General features: G+C 30.5%; 29 protein-coding genes. 1 reads left to right on the top strand and 28 read right to left on the bottom strand.

What is annotated here, in order from left to right; genetic code table 11:
• The 9 genes from ACTU6T_RS00875 to ACTU6T_RS00835 form a co-directional block, all read right to left on the bottom strand.
• On the bottom strand, nt 1–489 hold the full coding sequence (locus ACTU6T_RS00875) for a GNAT family N-acetyltransferase (RefSeq protein ID WP_460219377.1): 489 nt from the start codon (nt 487–489) through the stop codon (nt 1–3).
• A 165-nt stretch (nt 490–654) separates the two neighbouring features.
• Nucleotides 655–1188 (bottom strand): hypothetical protein, encoded by a 534-nt coding sequence (locus ACTU6T_RS00870; RefSeq protein ID WP_460219376.1) that lies wholly within the window; start codon nt 1186–1188, stop codon nt 655–657.
• A gap of 108 nt (nt 1189–1296) precedes the next feature.
• The gene (locus ACTU6T_RS00865) at nt 1297–1683 is read right to left on the bottom strand and encodes a hypothetical protein (protein ID WP_460219375.1); all 387 of its coding nucleotides are present in this window, start codon (nt 1681–1683) and stop codon (nt 1297–1299) included.
• A gap of 248 nt (nt 1684–1931) precedes the next feature.
• Entirely contained in the window at nt 1932–2501 is a 570-nt protein-coding gene (locus tag ACTU6T_RS00860; protein WP_460219374.1) for a hypothetical protein, read from the bottom strand.
• Nucleotides 2502–2515: 14 nt separating this feature from the next.
• Complete coding sequence (locus ACTU6T_RS00855) at nt 2516–2821, bottom strand: hypothetical protein (RefSeq protein WP_460219373.1); 306 nt, start codon at nt 2819–2821, stop codon at nt 2516–2518.
• A gap of 154 nt (nt 2822–2975) precedes the next feature.
• Complete coding sequence (locus ACTU6T_RS00850) at nt 2976–3314, bottom strand: avidin-fold protein (protein WP_460219372.1); 339 nt, start codon at nt 3312–3314, stop codon at nt 2976–2978.
• A 119-nt stretch (nt 3315–3433) separates the two neighbouring features.
• Nucleotides 3434–3871 carry a DinB family protein gene (locus ACTU6T_RS00845; RefSeq protein WP_460219371.1) on the bottom strand — a complete coding sequence of 146 codons (438 nt, stop codon included), beginning with the start codon at nt 3869–3871 and terminating at the stop codon, nt 3434–3436.
• Nucleotides 3872–3893: 22 nt separating this feature from the next.
• A complete protein-coding gene (locus ACTU6T_RS00840) occupies nt 3894–4217 on the bottom strand; it encodes an antibiotic biosynthesis monooxygenase family protein (RefSeq protein ID WP_460219370.1) in 324 nt (107 codons plus the stop codon).
• A 12-nt stretch (nt 4218–4229) separates the two neighbouring features.
• Entirely contained in the window at nt 4230–5225 is a 996-nt protein-coding gene (locus ACTU6T_RS00835) for a leucine-rich repeat domain-containing protein (protein ID WP_460219369.1), read from the bottom strand.
• 90 nt (nt 5226–5315) lie between these two features.
• Between ACTU6T_RS00835 and ACTU6T_RS00830 the strand changes: the two genes are divergently transcribed.
• On the top strand, nt 5316–6236 hold the full coding sequence (locus ACTU6T_RS00830) for a LysR family transcriptional regulator (RefSeq protein WP_460219368.1): 921 nt from the start codon (nt 5316–5318) through the stop codon (nt 6234–6236).
• A 143-nt stretch (nt 6237–6379) separates the two neighbouring features.
• On the opposite strand, the gene ACTU6T_RS00825 is transcribed toward ACTU6T_RS00830, so the two are convergent.
• From ACTU6T_RS00825 to ACTU6T_RS00735, 19 genes are all read right to left on the bottom strand, one after another.
• Nucleotides 6380–7255, bottom strand: coding sequence for a nuclear transport factor 2 family protein (locus ACTU6T_RS00825; RefSeq protein ID WP_460219367.1), 876 nt, complete (start codon nt 7253–7255; stop codon nt 6380–6382).
• A gap of 7 nt (nt 7256–7262) precedes the next feature.
• Nucleotides 7263–7673 (bottom strand): MoaF-related domain-containing protein, encoded by a 411-nt coding sequence (locus tag ACTU6T_RS00820; RefSeq protein ID WP_460219366.1) that lies wholly within the window; start codon nt 7671–7673, stop codon nt 7263–7265.
• A gap of 97 nt (nt 7674–7770) precedes the next feature.
• A complete protein-coding gene (locus tag ACTU6T_RS00815; RefSeq protein ID WP_460219365.1) occupies nt 7771–8649 on the bottom strand; it encodes a helix-turn-helix domain-containing protein in 879 nt (292 codons plus the stop codon).
• A gap of 141 nt (nt 8650–8790) precedes the next feature.
• Complete coding sequence (locus ACTU6T_RS00810) at nt 8791–9387, bottom strand: hypothetical protein (protein ID WP_460219364.1); 597 nt, start codon at nt 9385–9387, stop codon at nt 8791–8793.
• Nucleotides 9388–9528: 141 nt separating this feature from the next.
• Nucleotides 9529–10317 carry a hypothetical protein gene (locus tag ACTU6T_RS00805; RefSeq protein WP_460219363.1) on the bottom strand — a complete coding sequence of 263 codons (789 nt, stop codon included), beginning with the start codon at nt 10315–10317 and terminating at the stop codon, nt 9529–9531.
• A gap of 510 nt (nt 10318–10827) precedes the next feature.
• A complete protein-coding gene (locus ACTU6T_RS00800) occupies nt 10828–11352 on the bottom strand; it encodes a hypothetical protein (protein ID WP_460219362.1) in 525 nt (174 codons plus the stop codon).
• 163 nt (nt 11353–11515) lie between these two features.
• Entirely contained in the window at nt 11516–11704 is a 189-nt protein-coding gene (locus ACTU6T_RS00795; protein ID WP_460219361.1) for a hypothetical protein, read from the bottom strand.
• Nucleotides 11705–11713: 9 nt separating this feature from the next.
• Entirely contained in the window at nt 11714–12211 is a 498-nt protein-coding gene (locus ACTU6T_RS00790; RefSeq protein ID WP_460219360.1) for a hypothetical protein, read from the bottom strand.
• Between the two features lie 165 nt (nt 12212–12376).
• Nucleotides 12377–12778, bottom strand: coding sequence for a hypothetical protein (locus tag ACTU6T_RS00785; RefSeq protein WP_460219359.1), 402 nt, complete (start codon nt 12776–12778; stop codon nt 12377–12379).
• On the bottom strand, nt 12778–13155 hold the full coding sequence (locus ACTU6T_RS00780; protein ID WP_460219358.1) for a DUF4844 domain-containing protein: 378 nt from the start codon (nt 13153–13155) through the stop codon (nt 12778–12780). Before ACTU6T_RS00780 ends, ACTU6T_RS00785 begins: the two co-directional genes overlap by 1 nt.
• Before the next feature lie 85 nt (nt 13156–13240).
• Nucleotides 13241–13459: a hypothetical protein gene (locus tag ACTU6T_RS00775; protein ID WP_460219357.1), complete on the bottom strand. Its 219-nt coding sequence runs from the start codon at nt 13457–13459 to the stop codon at nt 13241–13243.
• Between the two features lie 163 nt (nt 13460–13622).
• Entirely contained in the window at nt 13623–14360 is a 738-nt protein-coding gene (locus ACTU6T_RS00770) for a DUF6090 family protein (RefSeq protein ID WP_460219356.1), read from the bottom strand.
• A gap of 156 nt (nt 14361–14516) precedes the next feature.
• Nucleotides 14517–14735, bottom strand: coding sequence for a hypothetical protein (locus ACTU6T_RS00765; protein WP_460219355.1), 219 nt, complete (start codon nt 14733–14735; stop codon nt 14517–14519).
• Nucleotides 14736–14771: 36 nt separating this feature from the next.
• On the bottom strand, nt 14772–15266 hold the full coding sequence (locus ACTU6T_RS00760; protein ID WP_460219354.1) for a hypothetical protein: 495 nt from the start codon (nt 15264–15266) through the stop codon (nt 14772–14774).
• A gap of 1760 nt (nt 15267–17026) precedes the next feature.
• Nucleotides 17027–17548, bottom strand: coding sequence for a hypothetical protein (locus ACTU6T_RS00755; protein ID WP_460219353.1), 522 nt, complete (start codon nt 17546–17548; stop codon nt 17027–17029).
• A 720-nt stretch (nt 17549–18268) separates the two neighbouring features.
• A complete protein-coding gene (locus tag ACTU6T_RS00750) occupies nt 18269–18655 on the bottom strand; it encodes a hypothetical protein (protein WP_460219352.1) in 387 nt (128 codons plus the stop codon).
• Nucleotides 18656–19383: 728 nt separating this feature from the next.
• A complete protein-coding gene (locus tag ACTU6T_RS00745; RefSeq protein ID WP_460219351.1) occupies nt 19384–20469 on the bottom strand; it encodes a nickel-binding protein in 1086 nt (361 codons plus the stop codon).
• A gap of 93 nt (nt 20470–20562) precedes the next feature.
• A complete protein-coding gene (locus ACTU6T_RS00740; protein WP_460219350.1) occupies nt 20563–20940 on the bottom strand; it encodes a DUF4242 domain-containing protein in 378 nt (125 codons plus the stop codon).
• A 253-nt stretch (nt 20941–21193) separates the two neighbouring features.
• On the bottom strand, nt 21194–21757 hold the full coding sequence (locus ACTU6T_RS00735; protein WP_460219349.1) for a hypothetical protein: 564 nt from the start codon (nt 21755–21757) through the stop codon (nt 21194–21196).
• Between the last annotated feature and the right edge of the window lie 19 nt (nt 21758–21776).

Genomic DNA, 21776 nt, shown 5'->3' with positions numbered 1-21776 from the left:
TTATTTCTTTAAATCCTTGTACATAATATAAGTATCAACCAATCCTAATTCAGAGTGTCTAAATCCTTTCGGTGTAGTTCCAATTATTTCAAATCCGTATTTTTTCCATAATTCAACTGCTCCTTTATTCGTACTTACTACTATATTGAATTGAATTCCCTCAAATTGATTTTCCTTTGCAATTTTGAGAGAGTGTTCACAAAGTTTTTTTCCAATTCCTTTTCCGTGAGAATTTGGGTTTACCATATAACTGCAATTTGCAATGTGGTTTCCTAAATCAATTTGATTGGGTTTAACGATATATGTTCCGAGTATTTTTCCATTTTCTTCAATCACATAAGTTTCCATATAATCAGCAAACCAATGCTTTTTTAATTCACTTTTTGGTGTATTTGGATTGAATACGTAAGTGTCCCCAGTTTCAATCACTTTTGAGAATATTTCCCAAACTTGGTCAATATCAGTTTCTTTTGCTTTTCTAATATTCAATTCAGATGGTCGTTTTTTAAATTACCTACAACGTGTACGTGTATGGTTAGTTATGTTGGCTAGGTCTAAGATAGTAAAAGGAAACGAGCCATTAGGGAAATCCGTAGGATTTTCCGAGTGCAAGCAAAACGAGTAATTGATTATACACGTTGTTGCCTAACGTATTTACCACAAATTATGACCTTTAAAAATCCATCTAGGAATTCCGATAATTAGAATAGCGATAATTATATTAAAAATCCAATTGTTTTTTCCGATTAGAGTATTCCAGTTCAGTCGACTTTTCCATTTCTCAGAATTTGAAATATATACAGCAAAGATTCCTAATCCGATTTGGAACATTAGTAAATATTCTGAGAAAAGTCCTTTATCATAATTTATAATTCGAATTATACATTCCGCAATTATTGATATACCAAACAGATTGTAAATCAATTGCGCTTTTTTATTTTTTAAAACTAAAAGTATTCCAGAAAGCCAAAGTAAATTTCCAATAATCCAACCTCCAGCGTGCAGTTCAGCCGTTAGCCAATAAAACCAAAGCTTGTCTTTATTTCCTCTTTGTTCAAAATATGTAGGTATTTCTGAGTATAAAAACAATACAGAGATAAGGATTGAAAGAATTCCGATTATTATTCTGTAGTTGGTTTTTGTCATATGTTTGGCAACGTGTTCGTGTATGGCTTGTTGCGTTGGCAAGAACTAAGTTAGTAAAAGAAACCGAACCAATAGGAAAATCCGCTAGGATTTTCCGAGTACACACAAACCAAGCAATTGGTTATACACGTTGTTGTGAAACGTTTATTATCAGTTAATGAATTCAGCAATTACGAATTCCATTATTTTAGTTTCTTCGTTAAATTCCGTTTTATTATCCATAAGCCTTTTAAATTCCGAAAATTTTAAAATCAGATTTCCATTCTGTAATTCATATTTGCCTTTTCCTTTTGCACCAGTTACATAACCAATATTTCCGCAAGTTTGGTTTTTCTCTTTTTCAGTTTTTCTTTTTTCCTCAATCGTCAACGGTGACCAATTATAATACTTGAAATACTCGAACTCATTATTTTCGTTTAAAGTAATGTATGTCAGTTTATCTTTATAGATATGCTGTCCGATATCCAACTTTTCTTGCACAAATAGATTAAAGTAATTTACTAGAAATATGAATATGATTAATTTTCCGAAGTTCATTTTATGAAATTTTAGATAAATTTCGATTTATTAAATCCAAATTCAAATTCCTTTTGAGTAAACACTAACTTTGGTTTAGTAATGTCTTACTTTTAGTTAGCCTAATGTTTTACAACGTGTTCGTGTATGGTTAGTTGCGTAGGCTAGGTCTAAGATAGTAAAAGAAAACGAACCAGAGGAAAATCCGTAGGATTTTCCGAGTACACACAGAACCAGCAATTGGTTATACACGTTGTTAGCCACTGGTTTTATTTCAATAAGTTTTCAGTTGCTATTTCTGCTATTTTTATTAATTCGGCAGATACTGTTTCACCTATAACTCCTCCTGCAACCATTTCAACTGTTTTGCCTGCAAGAAGCTGTTTCCAATTTTTCTTACCAAGAAAATATAGTTTTTTTAATTCCTCAAATTCTTCTGATAAATCATTGTATATTAATTCTTGACCTTTTTTGATTTCATTTAAATCATTTAAAATTCGGTCAAGCTTATTATTATATTCGGACTTTTCAAATTCGCTAAAAACATCTTCTTGTTTGAACTTTACTCCATAATCTGTTCCAAGACTATCAATAAAATATAAACCTTTTTTATAATCTTTAAGCTCATCACAACGTTCCCTGTTTTTGCATTCTTCATAATGATTGTCATGCTGTTCTTGTACGTAGTTCCTAACAACAGATATAAAGTTTAGTTTGTCAGAGTTATTGTTATATCTGTAAAGTTCAGACTTAAGCTTATCTATGAATTCATTTGGACTATCAGTGTAGTGATATTGATATTCAGAAAATTCCATTGCCATTTCTTTTACGATATCCATATATTTTTCAATTTTTATTTTTTATAGTTTGAGTAGCATTTTTTGCAAATAGCTTTTCTTTTGATGAGATTGTATTTTTCTGTGAGCTTCTTTTCAATCGATTCAGATTCGGAAATTTTGAATTCAACTATTTCTTCAACTTTTAGGTTTTCAACCTCTTGAAAAGAATTGGTTTTATAACAATCTTCACACAATTTAAGATTGAGTACTTCGATATAATATGTTTGAGAATTAATTCCGTTAATCATATCAGAATAGGCGTGTTCACAAATTTCGTGAAATGTTTGTCTTCCGTGTTCTTTGCAAATGATTATTCCCATTCTCTTAACTTGTGGCTAACGTGTTCGTGTATGGCTAGTTATGTTGGCTAGGTCTAAGTTAGTAAAAAGGAACGAGCCATTAGGGAAATCCGCAGGATTTTCCGAGTGCAAGCTGCACCAATAATTAGTTATACACGTTGTTGGCAGTAGTTTTTTATTGCTCTTCTATTGTAGATTTTCCTTTTGATTTATCACCTGATGTCCATTCCCAATTTTCGTGAAGACGGATTTTTCCGTTTTCTAGAATTTCAGGTTTTGAATTACAAATTCCTGTCATAATCTCATTTTTGTCATTCACTTGGTGGTAAGACATATCAATATTCCCATTTTTATCGACAACTCCAATTAAATGTCCTGCTATTATTTTCCCCCCTGAATATTCAGATGTCAAAATATTTCCAACTTGTTTGTACGGAAAAGCAGTTTCGCTTGAAGTTTCACTATTTTCAGAGTTTATAATAGGTCTGAATATTTTGTTGTTATAGTTAATCATTTATATTTTTAAAATCGAATTTTCATTCACTGTTGGATTCTTTTTTATACACAGTGATTTACGTAAGTTACAATTTATAACTTAAGGATTTAAATTGTTGGTGTTGGCGGTAGTAGTTTTTATTCAATTATTTGTTTTGTGTGGTGTTCGAAATGTTTAATATAATCTTCAATCAAGTATTTAAAGTCCAATTTTTTACTGTCATAAGTTATAATTTCATGATTAAGAGTTTTATTATTTTTAAAACTTACGACAGCTATTATTCTTTTGTTAATAGCGATTAATAAATCCAAAATATCTTTCGTTTCAGAATCTTGATAATTATTTACTTGTACCAATTTGTCTTGATTATAAGACCTTAATTGGTAGGGCTTTTCTTTAAATTCAATTTCCGTAAATAGTTGAAGATTATTAATTCCAGAATCTACTAAATGACCAAGTATTTCCTTTTTTGACCATTTTTCAGGATTAATCTTTCTTGATATTTTATCTTCTGAAGTCTCAAAAACATACTCCGAAATTTGTTCAATCAGATTCAAAAGTTTAGAACTATTCAATATCATTTGATTTATTAGTTACTTATTTTTCTTTATCAAACTCATAGTCCCACTCTACTTTTGTAATTCTTGTTTTGTAGGATTGATACCACTTTTTTCTACCAAGTTCCTGTGCAAAAGAATGTTCAGAATTTGCTTTCCAATTTTTAATAGAAGCTATATCCCTCCAATAGGATACTGTAATCCCGACTTCATTTCTTGCACTTTCTAATCCAAGGAATCCTTCTTGTTTACTTGCTAATTGAAGCATCCTTTCAGCCATTTCTGAGTAATCCTCTACATTTTCAGTATTTGTAGAAGTAAAAATAACTGCATAATATGGTGGTTTAGGTGTATTTGCTATCATTTATCTTATTTTTTAATCTTTAATAAACTTTTTTATAGCTATTCCTTTATCTGTATAGATTCTTAGAAAATAAACACCATTTGATAGGTCTGATATATTTATTCCAGAAGTGATTGTTAAGTTTACTTTGATGGTCTTACCAAAAATATCTATAATGCTCACGAATTTAATAGTTTCATTTGAGTTTAATTGAATTTGAGATTGTGCTGGATTTGGGTAGAGGGAAATGTTTTTAGATAATTTTAAATCATTTATTCCAAGAGTACCACAATCTAAACTGAAACTGGAAGCGGGATCAATATTTGTCCAGTTTGTAGTACTGTAGTTTACATCATCAACTTGGATACATGTAAGATTTGGGGTGTTTGTAGCAGCAAAAGTGGTAATGATAGTATTGTTGCCATTGGCAACATTTAGTGCCGTTATAGGTGTATTATTACAATACATCTCTGTTAAAACAGAATTATTTGAGAGATCTAAAGTCATTAAAGTACTATTGAAGTTACAACCAAAGGTAGTTAAAGCAGGGTTGTTTGAAAGATCTATAGACGTTATTGCATTAGCACCACAATCAATAAAAGTTAAAGCACTGTGGTTTGAGACATCTAAAGTGGTTAATGAATTACTACTACAACTAAGTTGTGTTAAATCGGTGTTGTTTGTCAAATCCAAAGTGGATAAAGCATTATTACTGCAGTTAAGTTCTATTAAGTTAGTGTTGTTTGATATATCTAAAGTAGTTAGGGAGTTGCCCTGACAACGAAGAGTAGTTAAATTTGTAAATGATTCTATGCCTGTTAAATCTGAAATGGATGAATTACCACAGTATATTGCCCCACTAAAAATACTTGCTTCGCTTACTTGAATTTCAGTGTCTCCATTGGTATTTATTGCAGAGTTCCCAACCAAATACGCTTTAAAATTTGCATCTGGTATGTTTACGTTTTGAGCATTAATCTGGAAGCATATCATTGTTAATACGCCAATAATTGGTAATATTTTATTCATGATTCTTTGTTTTAAAATTCATTTCAAATCTATCAGTTAACTTTGTATATTAAAAACGAAAAATCTTCATTAAAATCATGAGTAAAATTCATGGATAATATAAAATACATTAGTTATTTTTGTGAAATGGATTTTAAATACATTAAACTTATATCAAAAATTGTTGAATGCGGCACAATTACCAAAGCTGCTGAAGTTTTGAATCTAACACAATCAGCTTTAAGTCATCAATTGAAAGAAGTTGAAACTATAATGGGAATCAAGTTTTTCACACGTTCCAATCGAAAATTAGCCTTAACACCAGCAGGTAAAATGGTTTATGAGGCTTCTCATAAAATATTATTAGAACTTAATAGGCTTGAAACCAATCTTAAAAACTTAAATAAATTAAATAGTGGGACAATACGATTAAGTGCTGCTTGTACCACAAGTTATTATTGGTTGCCTAAACTATTGAAATCTTTTAATGCAGAATATCCAAATGTTAATATTGACATTGTTATTGAAAATTCTGCGAATACAATTAGTGAAATTATTAAAGGGAAACTTGATGTTTCAATTGTGGTGTCACCATTTGAAAATGAAAACATTGATTATAAGTTTCTTTTTGAGGACGAACTTGTTGCAGTTTTCTCAAAACAACACAAGTTTAATCGCAAACAATACTTAATAGCCAAAGATTTTAAAGATGAGCACTTAATCATTCATTCAAAGCCTCTAAATACAGTTGTTTTTTATGAACAGGTTTTAAAACCAAAGGGGATTGAACCGTTAAAAATATTAGAATTACCACTCACAGAAGCAGCAATAGAGTTAATTAAAGCAAATTATGGTGTAGCAGTTATGTCTAAATGGACAATTGAACCTTTTATAAAATCAGAATCTATTTCATTTAGAAAGATTAATCGAAAAGGGCTTTTTAGAAGTTATTATGCTGCATCTTTAAAATCTACTAACCACCCAGAATATTTAGAGAAGTTTATTTCTTATTTATCGCAAGGTCTAAGTTAATTACTGCCAACGTGTTCGTGTATGAGTAGTAGCGAGTTGAAGTGCGCTACTTTTCGGAAAGGAAAATACAAAATTAAAAAGAAAAGCGACTTGAATTAAGATTCAAATCGCTATTACTTATACACGTTGTTGTAGGTAGTATTTTAAAAATTAAATTTTCCATTGCTATTTTTCCTCTCAGCTTCTGGTAAAATAGACTCCATAACATCCCAATGCTCAACAATTTTTCCATTATCCACACGAAATAAATCGTAGTATGATGTTGGTGTTCCAGCAAAAGCACCTTCGCTTATTGCTAACACAAAATTACCTTCACCTAATACTTTATGAATAGTAGTATATCCCATCGATATACCTTGTTTAGCCATTCCTTCTAATGCTTGACCCAATCCAGATAAACCGTCACCAATTACAGAATTATGTTGAATATAGTTTTCTTTGCCTTCTTCAATAAAATTTTGAATTTTATCCATCTCACCTTTCATTAAGATTGTTGAAATAAAATCTTTTACTAAAGCCTTGTTAGCTTCTGTTTCATCTAAATCTTTTAGTTCTGTTGTCCCATCTGCTTGTGAATGACCACTTGGATTTGGAGGTGTTACATCACCTAAATTATCCCAATGTTCAACTATTAAGCCATTTTCAAATTTAAACACATCGAAACCTATTTTTGGACCAAAGAAATCATATATTGTATGTAAGAACACATAGTCTCCATCTTGGAAAGCTCTTACTACATTTGCTTTAAAACCACCTTCTGGTGCATTCTCCATAATTGCCCCAAAACCAGCCAAACCATCTCCTATTGCTAAATTGTGTTGAACATATTTGTTCGGATTAATATAACTTACAGGTTGAGAGTCTCCTGTTTCAAAACTTCTTAATAGTGCTATTGCTTTTTCTTTATTTGATAGTTCCATTTTTTCTTGATTTTTAGTTGTTTGTTCTTCTTTTTTCTGTTCTGTTTTGCATGCGCTAAAAGTTAAAATTATGATGCATGCTGCTAACGCTGATTTCATTTTTAATCTATTTAATTAATGTAAGTGGTCCATTTAAATGGTAAAAAGTCCCTTCCTCATCTGGTATTGCAATGTTAGTATGTGCAATTTCATTTTCAAAATCTTCTACGTGCACTATTCTGTTACCACTTTCTTCTTTCCAGTATATCATATAAACGTTAGACCTGATTTCTACCATTGTAATGTCCTCTGTATGTGGCTGTTTGTTATCACCCTGTAAAGGTGTCCATGTCATTTTAGTTTCTGAATGAAAATTAAGCTCAAATACAAAACCTTCTCCGAAGTTTACTTTGAACTTGTTCCCGATTACTTGAATTTTTTTTGTTTCCATTTTTTCTACTTTTTTAGTGTTGTTTTTATTTTTGGTATTACATGATACTGTGATTAATAGCAATAAAATAATAGTTAAAGATCTCATGCCTTTTGGTTTTAATTACACTGCAAATTTAGAGGAGGAAAGAAAAGATGTGTATGTTAATTTCAGCTAAAAATAGGTTAATATCGAACCTATAAATTTATTTATGTAGTTTTTTGAACTTATTTGGGGTTAATCTTGTATGTTTTTTAAAGTACTTTACAAAATTACTTGATTCATCGAATCCCATTGAGTATGCAAGCTCTGTACTTTTAATAGAGGAGTTAATAAGATTTCTTTTAGCTTCAAGAATGATAAATTCATCGATAAATTGCTTTGCTGTTTGATTTATAACTTCTTTGCAAATAGAGTTTAAATGCTTGTATGTTATATGTAGTTGAGAAGCATAGAAATCTGCGTTTCTGCTTTTGTGGTAATCTCTTTCTAGCAAAGTCTTAAAATTCAAAAATGTCTTTAGTTTGTCAGAATCTTTTAAATAAAATGTTTGGTATTGTTTTAATGATTCGAGTTTAGAAAAAATAATGCTGTATAAATTGTTAATAATATTTCTTCTATTAAATGTACCTTCTTCTTTATAAAACTCGTGAAAGAGAAAACGAATATAATCACCTACATTTGAGTTATTGGGAATTTGTACTTTGGGAGAAAATAAATGAGAAGTAAACAATCTTATAATTGTATCATTTGGCAATTTATTTAATTGAGCATTAAAATACTCTTCTGTAAAAAGTAACATAAACCCTTTCATCTCTTTTTTAAAGTGGAATGCATTTATTTGCCCTTTGGTTAAATAAATAACAGTGTTTTCTTTTACTTCATGCCAAACAAAATCTACAAGATGTTTTGACTTTCCATTAGTAAAGAGAATTAACATATAAAATTCTAACTGATGAGCTTTTTCAGGATTATGGTCTAATTGTGTTTTTCTTTCAATTAAGTTTTCGATAGGAAATATTTCTATCCCTTTTATCTCTGGGAATTTTGATTCAAATGAAATATGAGGGATTTTCTTTGTCATATTACCTACAACGTTGTTGTGTATGATTTCGTTGCGTGTTTCAGCAACTAATTTAGCAAATACAAACCGAATAGAAAATCCGCGAGGATTTTCGTAAGTAGGCGAGTACTAGCAATGAATTATACACGGTGTTGTAGCTAGTTATTTTTTGAATTTCATTTTTCCGTGTTCAGCGTGATATTCCGAAATTTTCTTCTTTATCTTCGTCAAGATTCTAATTAATTTAGAGTTTAAATTTATTATATCGATTGATAAAAAACCGATTTCTTTAGCATCAATCGAAAATAATTGTTCAACTAAACTTATTCTGTTTCCAGTTTTATGTGCAATAGTTTCGTGTCTGATTTTTTTAATAATATTTTCTTTCGATTTCTTTAAATCAGAAAATTCTTTATTCAGAGAATAAACGTGCTCAATAAGGTCGTCAAATTTATTTTTTTTTAATTCTTCAACTAATTCTTTCCCTAAAATTCGGCTTAAATCTTTCAGATATTCATAAAGAGTAAGTGAAAGTATTCTAGCATAAAATTTTTCTTCCAATTCATTTGACGCTTTGGATAATCCACCTATCGCAAGAACAAGGTCAGATTGAATTAAAGGACAATATAATCCTATTTCAGTTGAAGATTTGTATCTAAAATTATTTCTAGATTCCATTCCTTTATAAAAAGCGTAATCAAGAAGAATATTTTCAGGAATTTGACTTATTGTCTTTTTTATTTCAGAATGTATTTCCATTTCAGTTAATTAGCTACAACGTGTTTGTGTATGGTTAGTTGCGTGTGTAAGCAACTAATTTAGTAAACAAAAACTTGCCAGAGAAAATTCCGAAGGAATTTTCCAAGTAGGCGAGAACCAAGCAATTAAATATACACGGTGTTAGGCAACGTAATTTTCTTTCCAACCATTAGTTTTAGCAATCAATTCAGGATATAGACAAGATGAATTTCCGTCTTGTGAAACCAAAATTTTAATTGAATCTCCAATTGATTTATTATTTGTCAAAGCAAAATTATTAGTTCTTGATTTCGCAACGTTATTTCCATATTCATAATGCACATCCATTGACGAACCAAATTTCGAAAATGTGAAACCTTTATTATGACTTATTGAAACAATTTTTCCCTCCATAATTCTACCTGTTTTATATAATGAGATTTCCTTATTTATTCGTGAGTATAGAAGATAGCAAAGGATTAGTCCAATTAAAAGAATAACTCCAGCTATATAATACATAAAATCCATATTAAAAGTGTATTGCTCAAATTCTGTCGGTATTGATTGTCCATTCAAATGTTTAACTGGAATAATATCTCCAATTTTTAAAAGATCAGTTTTTTCAGGTTCAAATACACTAAACTTTGATTCTGTTTTTTGTCCATTAAAATCAAATTCATAGGTCAAGATTTGAGGATTATTTCCGTTAATCGTAATGTTGTTAATTCCTTTGATGTTTTTCAGAACAGCATTTTCATTTTCTCCATCAGATTGGATTTTTTCCACGTTTTCAACAAATGGGAAACTATCTCCCAATGAATTCATCATTAATCCCATTGGAAGAAATAGTAATAATGCAAATGCAATTCCTTGAAAAGCAAAAAGTAGTAATATTGGTCTGATTTTAGCTCTTTGCCAAATGATTTTGAAGTTGGTTTTTCTATCTGTCAATGTCGTTTCTCTTTATGTTGCCTAACGGTTTTGTGTATGATATCGTTGTGTTGATTAGGAACTAAGTTAGCAAATAAAACCACAACGTAGGAAAATCCGCAGGATTTTCCGAAAGGACACAAAGAGAACAATGAATTATACACATTGTTACCTAATAGTTACGACACAAAAGAGTGATCACGAATGATTAGAGCGTTGGAGCAGGAGTGAATTCCGAGTTAGAGTAAACAGTTTATTTCGTATGAGTATTAAGTTCCGCAAAGTTGCTCAAAATTCCGCACGACTAAGATTCCGATTCCGAGTTTAATTCAGAGTTGAGTAAGATTAAATTCAGAGTTTGAGTGCTTAAAAAATCCGCATAAGAGTAAGTTCGGAGTAATTTTAGGTAACGTGTTCGTGTATGGTTAGTTATGTTGGCTAGGTCTAAGATAATAAAAGGGAACGAACCATTAGGGAAATCCGCAGGATTTTCCGAGTACAAGCAGTGCTAATAATTAATTATACACGTTGTTAGCTGTAGTACTTTATTTCTTTTTCCTTTAAATTTCCTTTGTAAATTGTCACATCATATTCAAATTCGAAAGAGTTAATAAAATTTCCATTTTCAGGTGAGAACATTAACGTATATATAATATTCAGTTTGTCAAAAAGTAAATCGAAGTTCCGAATTAACAATTCCGATTTAATTTCCAGCCAGTCAGTTCTGTCGATAAGGAACTCATTCTTAATTATAATTCTATCAGATTTCTGTTCCAAAATCCAGTTTTTGATTTCATTCTTAGCATACAATTCCTCCTCAATTGTTTTAAACCTTAATTCCGTATAGATTGGTTTTTCAGGTTTGTCAATCAGAGTTGGTTGAGCAATATTTTCAATATCTATGTCTAAAGAAACGATTTTTACTAATTCAGATTCCAAACTATTCAATTCGGTCAAAAATTGATTTAGAGCATTCTCTTTTTTCTCGATATTAATTCGATTTTTATATTCAGCTCTTTTTAGCTTTAAATACTCTATTCTGTTAGTTTTGCTCATATTACAGCTAACGTGTACGTGTATGGTTAGTTACGTTGGCTAGGAACTAAGTTAGCAAAAGAAACCGAACCAGAGGGAAATCCGTAGGATTTTCCGAGTGCAAGCTGCACCAGTAATTAACTATACACGTTGTTGTAGGTAGTTTTATTCGAAAGATTAAGATTTAATAATTACCGAAAAACTCTTTTATTATTAATCCAATACCAATGATTATTAAGCCATATCCAGCGCTTAATCCCTTAATTGACATTCTAACAGTTTCTTTTTTCCTTTTTAAATGGAAATAATAATTTATAAATATAACTCCCACAAGAATGGATATAATTCCAATAATAATATTTGACCAATCCATGTTTATTATTTAATCAGTTTTCGGGAATTTAATTCCTAATATTTCCGCTTTTGCAACTAAATTTGGTCCTTCGTGAATAAACCATTTTCGACCAATATTTAGATGTTTCTCATTAGGTTGATGGGTAAGAAATCGAACAGTTACAATTCCTTTTTCTCCAGGTTCGAGTATTTTATCATTTTCAATTTGAATATCTCCAACATAGGAAAATTCAAATCGTCCATCGGTTTGGTATTCGAAAACATGATTTGGCCTATAACCACTTGAAATTCCATTTTTCCGACCACCATTTTCTGCGGAAATCAATTCGATATATGTCTTTATGTGAATTAATGGAGGTGTTTTTTCTAAATCAAAATCTGTTATACTTTGGTCAGTATATTTTCCCCAAGCAAAATGATCAAATACTTTAGAGTAACCTTGATTAAGCCATCTTTTGTAGATTAATTTTCCATTAAACCACAAGTAAAGTTCGTTATCGTCCTTTATTTCTTTTCGTATTATCACAGTATCTTTAAATTACCTACAACGTGTTCGTGTATGGTTAGTTGCGTGATTAAGCAACTAATTTAGTAAACAAAAACGAACGCGAGAAAATTCCGAAGGAATTTTCCAAATAAGCACTTGCCAAAGCAATTAATTATACACGGTGTTGGCAACAGTTTTTCTTTTTTATTCAGCAATTTCTACAGATTTTTTTGTTCGACCAAATAATATGGCAATTGCAGAGATTATAGCTGGTGAGAATAAAATAAATAAGGTCAATATCGCAACATAAGAGTTTCCAAAGCCAAACTGAGAAGCAAAAATAATTGGTGTAAATACAAGAAAAAATATTCCAAATATCAATGTCAAAATCCCGAGTATTTTTGAGAATTTCTTTACGTTAAAATTAGTTGAGCCAAACTTACGAGCATTCCAGCCTGTTGCTGACATTAGTATAAACATAAAAAATGTTATTATTATTCCAAATTCGATTTTTTCCTTAAACATTATTACTAAACTCACAATAGACATAATAAAATAGAATATTGACGCAAACCAAGCGCTTATTTTTACTAATATTAATTTCATTAATCTTCTTTTATCAATTTGTTTGGGTCAAATCCGTACATAAACTTATTTAATTGTCCATTCGAGCTTTCCAATTCGATAATGTCCATTAATTCCTCAATATATGTACAGACTCTTTCTCTGTCCTCCGTATCTAATTCCAGATAAATATCTGCAAACCTTGAAAGTCCAATTCCGATTTTTTCTTGATATTTCTTTTCAGTTGGTTTTTCCGATTCCGCAACAGTTTTAAAATCCAATGCGATTAGATTTATTTTTTCCGTAAAAACTGGTCGCATTTTTTCGTCCTCAATTCCTGGATAATGATTTTCAGACACGAACTTTTTCTTTGCAATAAATTCTGTAATTTTTTCATTCGTATTTTCGGGTGTTATCATTTCAGTCGCATTTTGTCCGCAGGCAGATAAGGTTAAAAAAAGAATCAAAATTTTGATGTATTTAGTCACTCTTAAACGAGTTTATTTAAGAGTTAAAAAAATCGTTTTTGTTCTGGTATCTGAAAATTTTAATAAGTAAACCAACAATAGACAGAAAAACTAAAATATTTATTCCTCCTCCAATAAATCCAAAAGTTAATGGGTCTATTTCTGTATTGGTAGCTAATAATGGCATTGATAAACTTATTCCAATTCTTAAAATCAAACTAATTATTACGAGATAGACTATATATTTTGCTTTCATAAATTATTTTAGGGTTGTTCAAATTGTTGCCAACGGTCTCGGCTATGATTTCGTTGTGGAATCATCCGCAGGATTATTCCGCCGAAATCCAGCCGTTTGATTTATACTTTTATTTTGGTGTGGCACTAAACCACAATGAATTATAGCCATTGTTGTGCTTTCGTTATTTTTTTTCAATCTTTATTTTTGACTCTAAACTTCTATATTCAGATAACAGTAGTTCATAACTACTAATTCTATCTTTTTCTATGTAATTTTTTAACAAAAAAGCAGATTCGCCAATAAGAATAATTTCATCCCAATTGGTCTTTATATTTAATATTCCTGATAACTGTTCTTGATTGCTTAATCTATTAATTATAGAGCTAAATCCTAATTTTCTGGCATCCATTTGCAATCGCATATATTCCGGGTCTAATTGGTCTCGCTGATTTTCAATAATCGTTTGTATTCTCTTTATGTCCAAAATATTATTTCTAATATCAATTGGCATTAATCCAATATCTCCTGTTTGTACCAAAGTAGTAATTGTGTTTGTATTGAAAGTAATTATTGGGTATGTGAAGTCTATTTTTCCTAGATTACTTATTACAGTTTGTATATCCAGATTTGGTCTTGAGTACGATTCAATGTAAGCGTCAAAAGTTCCAATACTTTTTTTTAAGCGATTAACCGTTTTCCTTATGTCTGTCGTATCTTTTGAGATGTCTACTAAAAGTTGGTTATAATACAATTGTTTTTTATCCTCTAATTTGCTTAAATCATTCCGATTATTAATCTGTAGAGCGATTAATATTCCGATAACGACGAGGATTATTTCTCCAATTGCATAAATCAGATACTTTCTGAATTTATTTTCAGATAGCAGTTTCTGTCTAATTTTTCTGAAGAATTTTATCATTGGTTAGCGGTTGGTTATAATGAAGCACAACGTGTTCGTGTTATGGTGTGTTGCGTTGGCTAGGAACTAAGTTAGTAAATAGAAAACGAACCAGAGGAAAATCCGTAGGATTTTCCGAGTAGGCAGGTAGAAGCAATGCATTATACACGTTGTTGGCTACTGGCTTTTTTCCTTTTCTTTCCACCATTTTATTAATTCCGTATTCAATTTATCATCGACTTTCGGACAAGAATATAATCCTAATACAACTTCTCGCTTCTCTTTGAATGCTTTGATAAAAATTCCAGCAAATCCTCCTTTTTCGGCAAATTCACCAATTGGTAAATGTGAAGAAAGTGGATTGATATAACATCCACAAACTTCCTTTGATTCCAACGATTCTATTAAATATTCAATATGTTCTTCTTTTACCTAATCAATTGGAAAATCTCCAATCATTGTCATTCCAATATTCAAAGTGTCTTTCTCCGTTTTTAAAGTTGAAGTAACTTCTTTTAAAAATGAAATTGGGTCATAGTTTTCTGGTCTTACAAACGAATATTTAGGTTTCCAAAACGAACTAATTAGTGTTGAGTCAGATAGGGAATAAGTCCAATCTTTTTTTTCTTTTATTAGGTTTTTATTTGTTCTGAATTTTCTAATTGAATCATTTTTGAGTTTTACAGTTATCCAAAATTTAGAGCTCATTTTATAAACCCCTTCATACGTTGCATTATTCCATTGTGTTACAAAAAGTTCGGTTTGTTCTTTATTCAAACGAATTGAATCGGTTCTGTTTGGTCCTTTTTTAATGTCGATATAATCAACTAATTGTAAGTCAATTTTTGTTTGTTTACGAATCGGTTTTTGAGAATCAACACAACTTAATAAAATTAAAAAAGTCAATATCAAAGTGAAGTTTTTCATTATTAGCGCGTTCTACTTTTAGCTTGTTGCCAACGAGTTTGTGTATGATAAGTGCGAAAGAAAGTGATAAGATTTTCCGTCGCTATAATTATAGAGTTTAAATATACAGATTTTCTAAGAAGCTTTATTTAAGCATTTATTATACGCGTTGTTAGCTATTTTAGTGCAACACTGTCCTTAGGCGAAGCTAAAAGTTAGCTTATAAACCAAAAGCAACCGAGAGAAAATGCGATCTCACAATTTACAGATATGTATAAGACTACAATGCCAGAAGCAATTACAGACCTAACATACTCGCATTAAGGTTGCACCTAAGAGTTATAAACAGCCACCTTTTATGGAATAAGAACGAATCAGAACGCTTACCAGCTATTTACAAGTATGTATGAGACTACAAAAAGAATTTAGGTATTCACGAACCATACTAGCGTTTAGTTCCCATAAAAGGATTGAATTGATTTTTTAAAAATCCGAAGATTTGAATAGTGAAGGAAGTTAGCTGAGGTTAATTAATTTTCGGCAATGCACTATTTTAGCTAACGAGTTTGTGTATGATAAGTGCGAAAGAAAGTGATAAGATTTTCCGTCGCTATTATTATAGAGTTTAAATATAAGGCTTTTAATTGAAGCTTTATTTAAGCATTTATTATACGCGTTGTTAGCTATTTTAGTGCAACACTGTCCTTAGGCAAAGCTAAAAGTTAGCTTATAAACCAAAAGCAACCGAGAGAAAATGCGATCTCACAATTTACAGATATGTATAAGACTACAATGCCAGAAGCAATTACAGACTTAACATACTCGCATTAAGGTTGCACCTAAGAGTTATAAACAGCCACCTTTTATGGAATAAGAACGAATCAGAACGCTTACCAGCTATTTACAAGTATGTATGAGATTACAAAAAGAATTTAGGTATTCACGAACCATACTAGCGTTTAGTTCCCATAAAAGGATTGAATTGATTTTTTAAAAATCCGAAGATTTGAATAGTGAAGGAAGTTAGCTGAGGTTAATTAATTTTCGGCAATGCACTATTTTAGCTAACGAGTTTGTGTATGATAACGTTGTGTTGGCAAGGAACCAAATTAGTAAATAAAACTAGAACATAGGAAAATCCGTAGGATTTTCCGAATAGTCACAAACTAAACAATGTATTATACACATTGTTACCTACTGTAGTGACAGATAAGAGTAAGTATGTTAATTTTTGCCGTAAAGATTTGAACAATTAATAACTCAAAAGCTAAACTATAGTTTTGCTTTTAACGAATTAAATAGCAAAAAGTGTTTGTAAAACTCTTTGCAGCGCTTATTTCCGAATTTTAAATCAAAAAGACTAAACAGTAAATTCTAGTCTACTTCGAAATCCGCGTCTGAGTGAGATTCCGCATTTGAGTAAGCAATTCCTTTAGAGTTGTAAATTCCTCCGATTTTAAATTCAGAACTAAATTCTTGATTTTAAAACTCTAAATATCATTTCCGAATTCCATTCAGAGAAGAGTGATTAGTAATCCGATTTTCTTGTTATGAAAAGGATTTTGAGTCAGAGAAAAAATCCGTGTTATATTATGATATTCAAGACTTAATTTTCCGATAGAAGTTCTTCAGGAGCTATTGTAGGTAACGTGTTCGTGTATGGTTAGTTACGTTGGCAAGGTTAAAGTTAGTAAAAAGGGACGAGCCATTAGGGAAATCCACAGGATTTTCCGAGTGCAGGCTGTACTAGTAATTAATTATACACGTTGTTATGTAACGTTTTATAATTCGGATAAATTCCATATTTGTTTGCACAAATTCAAATATTCTTCCAAACCTCTTTCTTTAGTTTTTAATTCAGGTGTATGTGCTTTAGCAGTTATCTCATATCCATTTCCTGAAAAAGTAAGGTAGTACCAATTTCCGTCCATAATTCCGTTACTAGTGGAGTTGTTTACTTTGTCAATGTTAATTTCTTTTAGTTTAGATACTATCATATCAAATTCGGAAGTTGGAATTTCAATCGCATTTTTCATAAATAGCTCTTTATAGTTGAGTTTTGAATCTCCAATAGTATCTTTTTTATCATACAGTTTCCATAAATAACTAATACTGTCATTACGTCTATTCAGGCTTATTCCTATTTGTTTTTTACTATTCTTTGTATATACTATTGATGATTTTATTTTCAGACAGATAAAGGTAATTTCAACGTGCTTATCTATTTTATATTCATTGGAGTTTTGAGAATAATTGATTTTGTAGAAGAAAAGCAAAATTAGAAATGGAGCAATTTTTTTCATTCTTGGTCAAATGTTACATAACGTGTACGTGTATGGTTTGTTGCGGTTAAGTACGCGATTTATGTTCCGCAGTTACAATATAATGAAAAAGGAGGGAAGAACCATCGTCTTAGCCAGCTTCCGCAATTAATTATACACGTTGTTGTGGCACGTTTTTATTTATTCAACTGTTCTTCGATTTTTTCTTTGATTAATAGATAATTCAAGATTATAATAATTCCTATTCCGACAAATAACAGTCCATATTTGATTAATCCTGAAATAAAAAGTGCAGGAAAACCTGAATAACGTAATTTGCTCGATTTTTCAATTAATTCAGGTAAGAAGTTAGTTTTTTCTAATAAAAAATAACATACTATACTGATTAAACTAATAGCGTAAAGTTTTATGATTTTAAGAACTTTTTTATTCATCTCTTATTCCTCAATATGCTACACTCAAATTATTTATCAATCCTCCAATGATTATTAAAACTATCATTGTTAAGTAACTTCGTTTGTTGGATATCTTTCCGTTCATTAATTTTATTCCAAAGTATAAGTTTATAATACTTAATAATATATTTAAAAACAGAACCCAATTTGCATACATAAAAGCAAAAAGAATATCTGTATAATGATACTTGTAATAAAGAGTTATCATTTCATATATCCAATAAACAGCTAATACTATTTGAATTAAACCTAAAACGATATTTGTATTCTTTTTTGACACAATGTTTTAGTTTAATTTTTGATTTTCCAATTCCGAAAATTTTTGCTTATCAGTTGGGAAAATATCAACTAGTTCAAAACGTTTTTTATCCAAAACATTAAAATCCACTAGACTTAAATATTGGTCAACTACCTTTCTATCAATCATAATTTTTCCACCACCAGCCCAATGTCGGTCAGTTCCGTTTTTCTTTATTCCAGAAATCCAATATTCGTCTCCGTTTTCTATATCGTAGTAGTTTCCAGCAATTCCTTGTGCATTTGAATTTTTAAGAGCTTTCCCATTAAAATAAACTGTTCGACCAGATTTTGAGAATTCCGCTATTCCAATCCACGCAGGTCCAGTATCTCCAAATCCGCTTTTCAATTCTATATATTTTAATTCTGGTTTCATCGTTTCTCAAATGTGCTACAACGAGTTTGTGTATGATAAGTGCGAAAGAAAGTGATAAGATTTTCCGTCGCTATAATTATAGAGTTTAAATATACAGATTTTCTAAGAAGCTTTATTTAAGCATTTATTATACGCGTTGTTAGCTATTTTAGTGCAACACTGTCCTTAGGCGAAGCTAAAAGTTAGCTTATAAACCAAAAGCAACCGAGAGAAAATGCGATCTCACAATTTACAGATATGTATAAGACTACAATGCCAGAAGCAATTACAGACCTAACATACTCGCATTAAGGTTGCACCTAAGAGTTATAAACAGCCACCTTTTATGGAATAAGAACGAATCAGAACGCTTACCAGCTATTTACAAGTATGTATGAGACTACAAAAAGAATTTAGGTATTCACGAACCATACTAGCGTTTAGTTCCCATAAAAGGATTGAATTGATTTTTTAAAAATCCGAAGATTTGAATAGTGAAGGAAGTTAGCTGAGGTTAATTAATTTTCGGCAATGCACTATTTTAGCTAACGTGTATGTGTATGGTTTGTTGCGGAAAAGAACGTACGTTTTTTTCCGCCGAATTGATTTTTCTTAAAGGTAGGAATTTTTCTTTTGCTTAACCAACTTAGCAATTAACTATACACGTTGTTACCTGCTGGCTTTTCTTCTCATTCACTAGTTTAAATCGGATAGAAAGAATTTTTGGCCAATTTTTTATGTGCTAATTGTTACTTCTTATATTTTGATGGTAAAACACCGTAAGTTTCATTAAAACATTTCGAAAAATAAGTTGGACTACTGAAACCTGTTTGATAAGCGATTTCAGAAATATTTGACTCTTGTTTATCCAATAATTCAAGCGCTTTATTCAATCTAAATTCCTTAATGAAACTGTTTGGTGACTTCCCTATAATTGGCATTATAGTTCTATATAGTTTTGATTTACTTAAACCTAAACTCTTATTATAATTTGTGGCACTTATATTCGAATTTGTCCAAACACTTTCAGTATAATCAAATAAGCGGATTACAAATTCTATTTCTGTGCTACTTAGTGGTTTAATACCTTTAATATTAATTGGATTATTTTGGTTTTCACTTTCGTATAAATCTTTGACTTCTGGTGTTAATATTATATTCCCATTAGTAACATAAGTCAAATATTTCGCTTTTTTTACAGTATCTTCAAAAATACTTTCTCTTTTTGTTACTGGGTTTCCTGCACTTATTCCTACTTTAAATTCTAAATCAGGCGTTATTACAGAATTATGCAATTCTTGAATTTTAATAGCACTTTCAACAGCATTTGTAGCAGAAGTGAATGACATTAAAAATGAACTTGATTCCTGCTTAACTATGCGTCCTTTGTGCTTACTAATAATATTGATTACTGATTTTTTATAACCACGAATAGCAGCATTTAACGTTCCAATATTTTCAGTTCTTAATTTTTTCCTTTTTAAATGAATAACCATCAATATTCTAAATGCAGAATCATTAATGATATTTAGTTCGGTATTTTGATTGTTTACAGGGTCTTCTATACGACCTAAAAAAGATTCAACAAGAGTGTCATTTACTTCTATTATCCGCTGCGGAACTGCTCCGTGTGATTTTTCATGAAGTTCTTTTATTGCTTGTTCATTAGGTGCTTCTATTAAACAAAATCCCGTTCGTCTCCTTTCATCACACCAATAGGTCAATCCACGACAATTGTATTTGTGTTCAATTTTTAAATCCGCTTGATGCATTTCTGCTACATCCTTAGCAGTTACACCATCTGGTAAATCATGAAAATCCATATATATTGGCATAAGAAATATGTTTTACGTAATATAATATTTTTTAAATAAGAAGCTGTCTGTTTTGATAGTTTGACAGCTTCTTAAAACAGTTTTGAAGTATTTTTAAAATTCCGCTGTTGTTGGACTAATTACTGTTGTGACTTCACTTACCGAATTTGCTGGAAAACCACCTTTTTTTGCATGTTCTTCAATTAATTCTTTATTCTCCGCTTTGTAAACACAATACACTTTATCACCAGTAACATAGCTGTGTTGCCATTCGATTTTTGGTCCCATTTCTTTCAAGACTGAACATGATGTTTGTGAAATTCCTTTCAGTTGTTCAGCTGTTAATTCTCCTGCTCCTGGAATAGTGCGTTCAATTACATAAGTTTTCATAGTGTCATTGTTTTTAATTGTTTTTTGATTTTCTTTTTCTTGTGCTTGTGTATAATTGAAAGTAAACACAATTAGGACTAAAACTAATTTGATTGTTTTCATTATAAATGTTTTAATTATTAATAATTCAAAACTAAAACAGTTTATAATCAATCAATTATGCTTTTAGTCCAAAAAATCACAATTTTGGTTCAGGGTGTTTTTCAGCTTGCACAGGTAACGTGTTTGTGTATGATGTCGTTGCGTTGGTTGAGAACTAATTTAGTAAATAAAACCAGAACATTGGCGTATTCAGCTATTATTCCGAATACTCACAGAGAACGCTATGCATTATACACGTTGTTGTGCATAGTTTTTATCCATATTCAAACCAAACTGTTTTAGAGTTTCGTTCAATCGCATAGTCAATAAATCTTTTGAAATTCCTTAAGTCTTGTCCAAAATTATTTCTAATATAACCATCTCCTTTGTCCTTATTAAAGTCCGAAAAATAGTATTCAGAATTCATAGAGTCAAAATCCGTTTTTATTAGTCTTTCGTAGAGATTGTCAAGATTTTTCAGACTATTAACTAAGTTTTCGACAAGAATTTTTACTTGGTTTATGTTTCCATTTAATTCCTGTTTCCTTTTTTCAAAATCAGACTTTAAACGTTCCCTTTCTTCGTCGTTCCTCGCAAACTCAATCATATCGATTTCTTCCTCTTCGCTTGGATATTCAGTCATTTTGTATAAGTGAGATATATTGATATTAGTTATTTCACCAATTTGATCTAATTCAGGTTTATGTTCTATTACTCCAGGTCGGCACATTAGATTACAAAATTCTCTACTTAACGAATAGAGTTTACTATTCTCAAAATATTCAGACGTGATTACTTCACTATTATTATTTACACTTAAATTAATATCTAAACCCATTTTCTAAAATTATGCACAA

It is taken from the genome of Psychroserpens citreus (assembly GCF_055686305.1).
Note: the sequence above shows the minus strand (reverse complement) of the source record. Positions and strands in the feature narration are given on the sequence as shown.